This window comes from Rhodococcus sp. 05-2254-6, assembly GCF_002258565.1.
Lineage (GTDB): Bacteria > Actinomycetota > Actinomycetes > Mycobacteriales > Mycobacteriaceae > Rhodococcoides.
On record NZ_NOZF01000054.1, the window covers coordinates 107,904 to 119,109 of the forward strand.

The window sequence follows — 11,206 nt, forward strand, 5'->3', positions numbered from 1 at the left end:
GAACCGATGCCGAGATGACCGACGCCGTTCACTTCTCCACTGCCTCTGCGATGGCGGGCAGGCGAGACGATCGCACGGGGTGGCACCACGCGCCCGGTTCGTCGCTGGTCGGGTGGACGAAGACGAACGGTCGTAGCCGACTCGCATACCTGCAACCGGGCGACGCGGCACCCACCCTGTCGAACCCTGTCTACCGCCGGCTCGTGGGGGCAGCACTTCTCTGGGCCGCTCAGCGATAGTTATTGGAGTAGCAGTAAAGAAAAGTGTGCTCATCGTCACCGTTCACTGTTACAGTTTATGGATAGAACATTAAGTAACACCGCAACTGATCATCAAGGAGATTGCGATGCGACAGATCAAGCATCCGATGAGCCACGCGATCTACGAGTTCGACGACGACTTCAACGTCCTGGTCACCACTCGCGACGGCAAGACCGGCACGTTCGATCCGGAAGGTCGCTACCTCCACGGCGAGGTGAAGGCGGTCGATCCCGAGCTGGCCCGATGGGTGGGTCTCGGTCCTCGCGCTCCCGTCCCCATCACCCAGAACCGGCGCTTCATGGGCGCCGCGAAACTGCTCGAGAAGATGCAGGCCGACAAACAGGCGCAGGACGCCCTCGCCATCACGCTGGAACAGGGAGGCAAGCTGTGACCGACATCGATGAGCGCGCCGAAACACCCGTCGAGAACGGGACGGGATATCAGCGACTGCTCGAGACCGATACGCACCCGGTCCCGGACATCCTGCGCGAGGAATCTCACGAGCAATACGCCGACCAGAACTTCGTGCCGGTATCGCGCTACATCAGCCGCAAGTACCACGAACTCGAACGAGACCGGGTCTGGTACAAGGTATGGCAGATGGCGTGCCGCGAGGAAGAGATCCCCGAGCCGGGTGACACGCTCGTGTACGACATCTGCGAAAAGTCGATCCTGCTCGTCCGCGGTAAGGACATGGGCATCCGTGCGTTCTACAACTCGTGCCTGCACCGTGGCCGTACCCTCCGCGAAGAGGACGGTCCGGCCGGCAACGAAATACGTTGTCCCTTTCACGGTTTCGCCTGGAACTTCGACGGCTCGCTCAAGTCGATGACCTGTGCCTGGGACTTTCCTCAGGTCGACAAGTCGAAGATGGACCTGCCACAGGTCAAGGTGGACACCTGGGGTGGCTTCGTGTTCGTCAACATGGATCCCGAGTCCGAATCACTGGACAGCTTCCTCGGCGATCTCGGAAAGCACTTCGAGGCGTGGCCTCTGGAAGACCGATTCATCCAAGCGCACGTCGCTCAGGTCATCCAGGCGAACTGGAAGATTGCGCAGGAGGCATTCTCCGAGGCCTTCCACGTGATCACCACTCACCCGCAGCGGGTCGTGGGGACCGGCGACTCCAACAGTCAGTACGACAGCTGGGGCAACTTCAACCGCGGCATCACGGCGAACGGAGTACCGAGCCCGCACATCAACTTCGTCCCGACCGAGCAGGAGATGTTCGACTCGATGATCGATGCGCGCATCGACGAGGACCCGATGGTGACGCTCCCCGAGGGTGTGACCGCGCGGGAGATGTCCGGCATGCTGGCCCGCGAGGGTCTGCGCGAGATCATCGGTGATGTCAAGGCGGACAACATGTCCGACGCGGAATCACTGGACAGCATCTACTACACCGTGTTCCCCAACTTTCATCCATGGGGCGCGTACCAACGCATCGTCTACCGATTCCGACCCAACGGTGACGACCACGAGACCTCGATCATGGACGTGTACCTACTGGCACCGTTCAAGGGCGAACGGCCCAAGCCTGCCAAGACCCAGTGGCTGCGACCGGAGCAGTCGTGGTTGGAAGCAACGGTGCTCGGCAGTTCGGCGCGGGTGTTCGACCAGGACGCGTACAACATGCCCAAGGTGCAGAAGGGCTTGCAGTCGGCGCAGTCGAAGACGCTCCCGCTGGCTCGATACCAGGAAGTCAAGATCCGGCACATCCACCATCTGCTGGCACAGTGGATCGGCGAGGAAGTGGACTGAGACCGGCGCGACGTCGGGAACCTGCCGGCCATCTGCACGAACTGACCTTCCGGGTAGGCAGTGGCCCGTCCGGCGCGTGGGGTCCACGTCCTCCGAACGGCCCGATCTTCCCTGGATCGGTCCCTTCGCACACCGTCGTGTGGAACGCTCGACGGTGTGCGAAGGGACGGCTTCGCCGAGAGGCCGACGAACAGAATGGCTTTCGATGACCGAGTTGGATGCACTCGCACCGAGCCCGGATGGAGTCTGGGCTCACGAGAACGTGGTGGTTCGGCACCTCCCCGGGCTTGGGTTCGACGCGGTCCGAACAGGGTCGACCGTGCAGGTCTGCCACGGCCTGACGTCTGCAGGTATCGGTGAGCGCCTGGTTCCGATGGTCACCGCACAGGCCCGCCATGTAGGTCTTTCGCAGCGCGAGTTCGAGTTGGTGTTGGTCGGGATAGTCCGCACCACGGTCGCCGATCCGGTCGACGCATGGGCCACCTATTACCGCAATTCGTTGGACGAGCTGCTCTCGGGCACCGCCGATTTCGCGCCTGTCCACGAACAGGCGGAGAACCTGATCGTCGGGTCGGTGCTCGACCTGGGTTCGTGCTTCGGCTTCTTTCCACTGCGGCTGGCGATTGAAGGCCACTCGGTGACTGCGACGGACCTGTCGGCCGGAACCATGCGGTTGCTCGCCACCGTGGCCCCACACCTCGGGATCACGCTCGACACCGTGGTGTGCGACGCCGCCAATGTTCCCGTTGCCGACGGCAGTGCCGACACCGTGACTGCACTGCATCTCCTCGAGCACGTCGACGCCGAGACCGGCTCCCGCATAGTGGAAGAAGCGCTACGCATCGCGCGCACCCGTGTCGTTGTTGCCGTGCCCTTCGAGGCCGAGACCACCGCCTGCCACGGACACGTCCGCACATTCGACGAGGCATCACTGGTCGAGCTCGGTCGGTCGTCGGGCCGCGTATTTCGGACCTTCGAGCACCACGGTGGGTGGCTCGTGATCGACAAGACCTCGACCCCCCAACTGGTCTGACAGGCCGCTGGGGGTACCACATCGCAACGCCGACGTGGTGTCAGGATCGCAATGGATCCTGACACCACTGCCTCCGTCGACCTAGGCGTACTCGGGTACCGACAGTCGATTCTCCGCTGCAGCGAGTGAATCGAATCCGTCTGCCCTGAGCAGATTGTGGACGTTGCGCCGTCGGACCCCCATGTTGCCGCCGTCGTAGACCGGGAAGCACAGGACGTCTTCCATGATCGCCGCGATCGGTGTCAGGTTCGTGTACGCATCGACACCGACGAGACGCATGGCGTCGTACACGACCTGCACGGCCGTCTCTGACGCGAAAATTTTTGCCTCGTTGGCCAATTCGCGATCGCGTCCGCCGGTACGGTCGAAATGGTCCGCAGCCTTCCACGCGAAACAGCGGACCGCCTCGATGCGAGTCTTGATGTCCACCAACATGTATCCGGCATTCTGATACTCGATGACGGGTACCGGACCGGAGCGGTGGTCGGTCTTGGCGAAGTGCAAAGAGTAGTCGAATGCAGCTCGCATCCTGCCCACGCACGCGGCAGCGATGGACGAGCAGGTCCAGGAGAAGGCAGTGGCAACGATATCCAACCCGTCGCCCGGCTTGCCGACGATGTTGCCGACCGGCACCCGCACGTCGTGGAATTCCACCCGCGGCGAATTGGTGGCACGATGTCCGATGGTGTCGATCATGTCGGTGATCTCCACCCCGGGCGTTCCCTTCTCCACGACGATGACGGCGAGCGACTCCGACGGCGGCAGTGCAGGATCGGTACGGCAGACCACACTGATCAGGTCGGCACCCTGACCGTCCCAGCCCGAGGCATTGGTGGTGTAGTGCTTGGCACCGTTGATGACCCACTCGTCGCCCTCGCGACGCGCGAAGGTCCGAATTCCGACGGTAGGGTCTTCCGAGTCGTAATTGGCCCCGCCGGTGACTTCCGTGTAGGCGATCGCAGCCAATCTGGGTTCGCCGTCGCAGAACAACGGGAGCCAGCGGTTCTTCTGCTCCTCGGTACCGAAGTTGATGATCGGGTTGAGTCCCAATCCCGTGCCCAGCAATGCCGTCGGAGTGTTGATGTCGACCCGAGCGAGTTCCTCGGCCGCGAGCGCGAAGGTGAGATTGTCGAAGTACGCGCCGCCGTATTGATCGGGGACCAGTCCCTTGACGAATCCGAGACCGGCCAGCTGCTTGTAGACCGGGTGCAACGCGTAGAAGCGATCCTCGGGGCGCGGTATGGAGGAAATAGCGGGCGCTACTTCGCTCAGAATGTCGTCCGCCACTTGCCGCGCCTGCATGCGCACTGCCATCTGCTCGGGGCTGAGCTCGAAACTCAGGGTCATGTGAGACTCCTCGATGTCTGTCCTGGTGGGGGGGGTGAAGAACGGAATCGGGCGACGCTGCCCTACCCCCCATGTTTCACGGCCCGACGCATCCCGGTCTTGTACCGGACTGCGCCGTCATCGGTACCGTTCTGCACTGTCGAACAGAAAGATTCACCCCTGCGCCGACTGCGGCACTTCCCCTGTCTGCACCGAGTTGCGGTATTCGACCGGACTGCATCCGAAGCGCGATCGAAAGGTCTTGGCCAGATGCGCCGAATCCGAGAATCCCCACGCTGCCGCTATCGTTCCGATCGATCGAGTGTCCCGAGAATCAGCGAGCTCACGCCGACACGCTTCGACGCGATGCTCACGGACGACGGCACCGAACGTGGTTCCCGTCCTCTCGAAGAGGGCATGGAGCGTGCGTACCGATACCCCGACATGGCGGGCCGCATCGGTGGCGGGAACTCGGCCGAATGCAAGCCTGGAGTCGATGTACCGAACTGCGGAGACCCGAAGTGCTTCGTCGGTGTCCAACGAGCATCCGGTGTCCCGTTGCGTCCCTCCCAGTACGGCACGCAGCAGATCGACATGGGCCGCTCCGATCATCTGCCGCTCGGCGGTCTGCAGCGTTGAATCGGTCCGCCAGGTCTCCACCATCAACGAGCTGAGCAGCCGAGCAGAACCCGACGAGCTCGAGAAACGCCGCGCAGTCGTCGCTGCCGACGGGCCGACCACATCTGCCAGCAGAGGGCGCGGCAGTCGGAAGGACAGCACTCGCCACAGTTCGTCGTTGCCGGGCTCGACGAACTCCAGCCGGTACGGGCGAGTCGAGTCGACGACGGCGAACTCACCTCGGGAGACCGTGCACTGCCGCCCGTCCTGAGTGGTCGTACAGTGCCCGTCCAGTTGCAGATTGACGAAGACGACGTCCTCGTCCGCGCGGGCGACCTCGCGCTTTCCATGATCGATTCGCTGTGTGCAGGAGGCGATCTCCGCTGCGTTGCCACCCCCGATCGCCGCGGAGCGCACCCATCCGGGAAGTCCTGAACGTGACGAACTGTGTTCGACGTGGTCCCGGGATCGCCACGGTGCCAGCGGCGTGAATGCCTGGCAGAGAACATCGGCCCAATAGCTCATCTGATCGGCCGGGCCGAGTCCCCTCGTTGTCCAAAATGACGTCATGTTGCACTCCGCGATAGATTCGAGTGCACACACGGTAGGCCTTGGGCGTAAGTCATCCGAGGCATTCGCGTTACGAAATGTGTGCACTCTCCTCACGCCGGCGGGCTGGGCGCGGAGAGGTTCCCGCACCTTCGGATGTTTGGGCGTGGCTCAGATCAACCCCTGCTTACTCGCCGCGTACACGGCCTCGGCTCGCCGAGACACTGCGAGCTTGCGCATGATGTTGCTGACGTGGAATTTCACCGTCGTTGCCGAGATGAACAGGCGGGTACCGATCATGTTGTTGGACAGGCCCGTCGCGAGTAGCCGGAGTACTTCGAGTTCGCGCTCGGTCAGCCGTTCTATGCTGCTCGGCGTGCCGTTGAGTGATCGCACGACAGCCGAGGCACTCCGCGAATCGAAGGCACTCTCGCCTCGCGAGACAGCACGTATCGCCCGCACCAGTTCGGTGGTATCGACGTCCTTGACGACGTATCCGCGCGCACCGGCGTGCACCGCCTCCACCACGAGTCGGTCGTCGAGGAAAGTGGTGAGCACCAGTAATCCGATTCCGTTGTGCGCCTTGGCCAATTGTGCGCACAAGGCAAGGCCCTCGTAATCCGAACTGGCCGAGAGCTTGAGATCCATCAGCACTATATCGGGCTCGACCCGCGCGACGACGGCCAATCCCTCCTCCCGCGTCGACGCCTCCCCCACGATCGTCAGATCCGACTCGCGCTCGAGCACCGAACGCAGCCCGTCGCGCAGAATTGCATGATCGTCGACCAGGACGATGCGGACAGTAGGTGCCGCCACCTGCCCCATGCCCGTGCGAACCGTCGGAACGCTCACTGTGTTTCGCCCTTCTCGGATCTTTCCTGGAAGGGAATGCGCACTGCCACACGCACACCCCCGGTTCGGGCGCGGCGAATCTCGAAGACCCCGCCGTGTTCACGGGTGCGGGCCGCCATGTTCGCCAATCCGCGGTGGCGGCCGTCGACATCGGTGGACTCGGCAAGGTGCAGCATCATTCGCAGGTGGGCCGGATCGCCGTCGCCGTCGTCGGCGATCGACAACTGCACCTGATCGAGCGAATAGGTCAACCGAAGAATCGCCCGCGACGCGTGCGCGTGCACCGCTGTGTTGAACAATGCTTCGCCGGCGATGCGGAGCAATGCATGCTCGCACTCGCTGCTCAGCTCGACGGGGGTTCCCTCCACCCGCAACGAGACCTGCAACTCGTCGGGCATGTGGACCACGGAAAGCTGTTCGAGCATTTCCGGAAGCGACGTTCGATCGGCGTCCTGCGGATGATTGAGCGCGTAGATCGCCGACCGCAGTTGTTCCACAGCTCGACGCGTCAGATCCTTCGCCAGATCCAATCTGTCGCTGCGTTCTTCGGCCGAGATCTCGCTGCGACACACTTCGATCTGCATACCAGCGGACAACACGGCCTGAGTGACGCTGTCGTGCAATTCGCGAGCGATGCGGTGGCGTTCGTCGTCGAGGACCTGATGCCTGTGCGCAGCACCCAATTGCCGCTGTGTCAGCAACAGTTCGGCATTGCGGGCTGCGAGATCGGCCGCTGTGCGGTTCGCCTGGGCGTAGGCACTCTCGGTCCGCTCGAGCAATTGCCGTCGACTCTGGAAGAGCGCCGAATTCTGCAGCGCCACCGCCGTTTGACTGGCCAGAATGCTCAGCACCGCCGCGTCGGTGGCGTCCAGCACCCGCTGCTCTCCGGTCCACGCCGCAAAAGCACCCACGACGCCTCCGTCGAACGCGATCGGCACGAAGGCGTGATGAGCGGAGATCACCGGTGTCTGCCCATCGCCGCACGTCGACTGTCGAATCGACTCGAGGCAGTCGACGACGTCGTCCGGCAACGGTGGCCCCTCGACGTTGTCGACCAGAAACGGCGTGGCGTCCGGTCCGAGCACGAGTCGACGAGGACCGGCATCCGGCAGAGCGCCATCGGCAAGAGCGAAGACCACCCAGCGTGCGCTCAGATGGGCACGAGCTGCTTCCGCGACCGCGCACACCAGCGTCTCGGGCCCGTCGACCGTCCGAACCAGTGCCCGTGAAATCAACTCCAGCGCATAGACGACGCGCTCCAAACGTTCGGCCGCGCCACGATATTGGGGGTAGAACGTGTTCTTGCCCGAACGCAGCCCCGTCAGCAGCGACAGGTCGGGTCCGGACGTCACAGCGCACTCCTGAACAGATCGACCATCTCGCGGTGCGTGGCGGAGCGAGGATTGGTGGACATGCAGGCATCATGTAAAGCGTTGGTGGCCAACACATCCAGATCGGACTCGCGGACACCGATCTGTGCCAGACCGGTGGGAACGCCGACCTGACGTGCAAGGCGATCGACACGGTCCGCCACAGCCATGGCGGCTTCCTCCGGCCTGGCTCTGCCTTCCGACAATCCGAGGCTCGTCGCGATGGCCACGTAGGGCAACGGATCCTCCGCGGCGTTGAAACGAATGACATGCGGCAGCAGCACTCCGTTGATCACCCCGTGCGGGAGGTCGAGGAGTCCTCCCACCTGATGGCTCATGGCATGGGTGGCACCGAGAATCGCATTCGTGAACGCCAGACCGGCTTCCAGACTTGCCTGCGCCATCGAACCACGCGCGGCCATATCGGTGGGCTCGTCGATGGTGCGCGCCAACTGCGACATCACCATGGTGATGGCCCGAAGTGCATGGTGGTCGGTGAGCTGGTTGTGACCCAGCGAGACGAATGCCTCGATTCCGTGCGTCAGAGCGTCCAAACCGGTTGCCGCGTTGAGCCATTCGGGCATCGTGGTGAGCAACATCGGATCGATCACGGTGATATCGGGAACGAGTGCCCGGCCGAGGATGGTGATCTTGGTCGAGCGCGCCGTGTCGGTGACGATGCAGAACTGCGAGACGTCGGCCCCGGTGCCCGATGTCGTGGGCACCATCACCAGCGGGGGAATCGGCCGAGTGGCCTGATCGACGCCCTCGTAGTCGAGGATTCTGCCGCCGTTGCCCGCGAGGATGGCGATCCCCTTGGCCGCATCCATGACCGACCCACCGCCGATCGCCACCAGCACGTCGCAACCGTTCTCTGCGTAGTAGCCGTGCCCGGCCTCGATTTCGACGTCCTTGGGATTGGGCGTGAGCGCGCTCCAGACCTGGGGGTCGAGGCCCTGGGCAACGAGTAGGTCGACCAGCTGCCCGGCCCAGCCGCTCTCGATCAACCCCGAGTCCGTGACGAGCATCGGCCGGACCCCACCGAGACGACATGTCGCGTGCGCGACCTCGCCCAGCGAATCCGGACCGAACACGATCTCGGGTGCGTGGAATTTGAGAACTCGTGGCGTCTCGGCTCGGCTGCGCTGCGCATCGAGGTCGTGCAGCGCCTTGCCGACGTCCGCCGTAGCTGCCTGGTCCACCGTCCACACCCTCGCTGTCCATCGATCCCAGAACTCTCGGACCTGTGATTCAGGTTACAACCTTACGAGCACGGCCGGTCCGATCCCACCAGCACCGGGCCAGGTTCCTACCTGCCCGATCGGGTAGGTAGGCGGCACGATCGGTCAGGTCAGGACAGCGCATGGCCCAGTTCGGCCGCCTGCGAGGTCAACTGTTCGCCATCCCGCGCGACGACGACCCGGTCGCAAATTCGCTCGTAATCCTCCATCGAGCACGCTGCCTGCGCCCAGTAACGACGAGCTTCGGGGGTGATCCACGCGATGCGGTGCACCTTCGACCGGATCTCGTCCAGGGCCTCGAGGCCAGCCGGGCGTCCGTTGCACCGGCCGTCACCGACGATGATGACCGCGGTGCGCTTGTCCAGGACTTCTGGGTGTGACTGCAACAGATCGGTGAAGGTTCTGCCGTAGTCGCTGCTCGCTTCGAGGTCCAGTCGCGCGTCCGCGAGCACCGCGGCCAGTGCGCCGTCGCCGGTACTGCCGAGCAAGGTGGTAGTCACATCGACCGGTGCGTCGACGAACCCCATCACCGTGCATCGGTGTGCGCGCGCATGCATGGCTTGCGCAAGCCTCAGGGTGAACGCGGTGATGGGCCTGACCGACAACGACACGTCCGCCAGTACCAGCAACCGAACCTTTCCCGGCACAGGGGTTTTCGTCACCAGACGGAACGGGATGCCGTCGGTACGCAGACTGGACCGGACGGTGCGCCGCATGTCGAGCGGTCCGCGTGAATGTTCGCGTGGTCGTGGTCGAGGAGTGCCCCGCATGTGTTTGAGCACTTCGTGACTCGCGCGCTCGATCTCGGCGTGCCGGCCGATCGCCTGCGCCGCGCCGTCGACCGGCACCGGTGACGACATCGTCCCCGTCACATCCCCCAGTGCCGCGACGAAAGCCTCGACGGCATCGGTGATGCGGTCGAGCATCGCAGCGCTCAGTGGACCGGAATCACCCCCGTCGCCGTAGACGCTACTCGGATCGTAGGCATCGAACCACGCCAGGATGCTCGCCGGATCCTCCCAGTTCAGCTGTCCCGCAACAGCTCCGCTGGTGCTCGACGCCAACTCCCCGGCCGCCGTCGACCCGGACCGCTCCAGGTCGACGGTGTAGGTGACTCCCCGTCGACCCATGTCGCCGTCGGTGTCGATCGACAGATCGTGGTCCTCGGACGAGAGACTGATGTCGTCGTCGTCCTTGTGCGGGTTGAAGCCCTTGTCCGCTTCCGGGGCGTCGAGCAGATCACCGATTTCGACCGCACGCTCGTTGTATTCGGCGTATTTGGCCGCTTCCTGGTCTGCGCCGACGTCCAGGTCCGTCGGCAATCCGCCTGCTACCTGCGCTCCCAGTGGCGAACGATGCTCGTCCGTGGCGCTCTCGCCGAGTGCCCTGAACATCGACTCGAAGGCCAGATCGAAACCGTGCTGTTCGTGGTCGTACTTGGCGCACGTCGCACGCAAGGCCGCGCGCAACACCGTCAGGTCACGGGCCCCGAGAAGCCCGAGGACGCGTCGAACCTCGATGACCTCGGCCGGCGACGCAGCTACTCCGAAGCGCCTGAGCGTGCGCCCGAACACCGCAGCCAGCACGTCGAGCACCACCGACGCCGAGAACGTCTGTGGCACGGTCATCGTCGTATTCCGATGCCACCCTTGTCGCGTCCACCGTGCCCTCTGAAGGCCGTCGCGGTCGTGTTGACGACCGTCCCGAGTGATGTTGCTGCAGAGGGTGTTTCTGCGACCGGTCCGGCCAGCGCGATCTTCATGTCCGACGAGTACTTCACCAGGGCCGCGAGCAGGTACTTGCGGGTGTCTACGGTGTGACCGAGGACCGAGGCGATACGAGCCGCATCGATCACTTCCGAGATCGACGGGCTCTTGCGGAGCGGTAGCTCACGCAATTCCGTTGCCAGCTCCACGATCTCGGACACGATGTGCGCGGGCACCTCGGGGGCACGAGCAGTGACGATCTCGCGCTCACGCGCCGCGGTCGGATAATCGAGATGGAAATGCAGACAGCGACGTTTGAGGGCCGACGACAGCTCACGAGTGTCGTTGGAGGTCAGTATCACCCACGGATCGCTGCGCGCGGTGAACGTACCGACCTCGGGGATCGTCACCTGCTTCTCGGCAAGTACTTCGAGCAGCAGTGCCTCCATCGATTCCTCGGTGCGATCGACTTCGTCGACCAGGAGCACC

At 63.8% G+C, this 11,206-nt stretch carries 10 protein-coding genes and 1 pseudogene; 4 read left to right on the top strand and 7 right to left on the bottom strand.

Annotated features, from left to right (window positions below):
• From CH256_RS07070 to mftM, 4 genes and pseudogenes are all read left to right on the top strand, one after another.
• A pseudogene (locus CH256_RS07070) lies at positions 1–239 on the top strand (ThuA domain-containing protein); the annotation flags it as partial.
• A 107-nt stretch (positions 240–346) separates the two neighbouring features.
• Positions 347–652 carry a hypothetical protein gene (locus tag CH256_RS07075; RefSeq protein ID WP_052047385.1) on the top strand — a complete coding sequence of 102 codons (306 nt, stop codon included), beginning with the start codon at positions 347–349 and terminating at the stop codon, positions 650–652.
• Complete coding sequence (locus tag CH256_RS07080) at positions 649–2,022, top strand: aromatic ring-hydroxylating oxygenase subunit alpha (RefSeq protein ID WP_094639080.1); 1,374 nt, start codon at positions 649–651, stop codon at positions 2,020–2,022. The genes CH256_RS07075 and CH256_RS07080 overlap by 4 nt, the downstream gene beginning before the upstream one ends.
• A 205-nt stretch (positions 2,023–2,227) precedes the next feature.
• Positions 2,228–3,055: a mycofactocin oligosaccharide methyltransferase MftM gene (gene mftM, locus CH256_RS07085; protein WP_094639079.1), complete on the top strand. Its 828-nt coding sequence runs from the start codon at positions 2,228–2,230 to the stop codon at positions 3,053–3,055.
• Positions 3,056–3,136: 81 nt separating this feature from the next.
• On the opposite strand, the gene CH256_RS07090 is transcribed toward mftM, so the two are convergent.
• The 7 genes from CH256_RS07090 to CH256_RS07120 all read right to left on the bottom strand — a co-directional run.
• Complete coding sequence (locus CH256_RS07090) at positions 3,137–4,402, bottom strand: acyl-CoA dehydrogenase family protein (RefSeq protein ID WP_094639078.1); 1,266 nt, start codon at positions 4,400–4,402, stop codon at positions 3,137–3,139.
• 153 nt (positions 4,403–4,555) lie between these two features.
• Entirely contained in the window at positions 4,556–5,569 is a 1,014-nt protein-coding gene (locus CH256_RS07095; protein ID WP_094669184.1) for a helix-turn-helix domain-containing protein, read from the bottom strand.
• Positions 5,570–5,719: 150 nt separating this feature from the next.
• The gene (locus tag CH256_RS07100) at positions 5,720–6,373 is read right to left on the bottom strand and encodes a MadR family response regulator transcription factor (RefSeq protein ID WP_032405004.1); all 654 of its coding nucleotides are present in this window, start codon (positions 6,371–6,373) and stop codon (positions 5,720–5,722) included.
• Positions 6,374–6,396: 23 nt separating this feature from the next.
• On the bottom strand, positions 6,397–7,752 hold the full coding sequence (locus CH256_RS07105) for a MadS family sensor histidine kinase (protein WP_068051604.1): 1,356 nt from the start codon (positions 7,750–7,752) through the stop codon (positions 6,397–6,399).
• On the bottom strand, positions 7,749–8,936 hold the full coding sequence (locus CH256_RS07110; RefSeq protein ID WP_255183105.1) for an iron-containing alcohol dehydrogenase: 1,188 nt from the start codon (positions 8,934–8,936) through the stop codon (positions 7,749–7,751). The genes CH256_RS07105 and CH256_RS07110 overlap by 4 nt, the downstream gene beginning before the upstream one ends.
• A 185-nt stretch (positions 8,937–9,121) precedes the next feature.
• A complete protein-coding gene (madC, locus tag CH256_RS07115) occupies positions 9,122–10,639 on the bottom strand; it encodes a MadC family VWA domain-containing protein (RefSeq protein WP_094639075.1) in 1,518 nt (505 codons plus the stop codon).
• On the bottom strand, positions 10,636–11,206 hold a 571-nt coding region (locus CH256_RS07120), incomplete at its 5' end, for an AAA family ATPase (RefSeq protein ID WP_218829126.1). The genes madC and CH256_RS07120, both read right to left, overlap by 4 nt.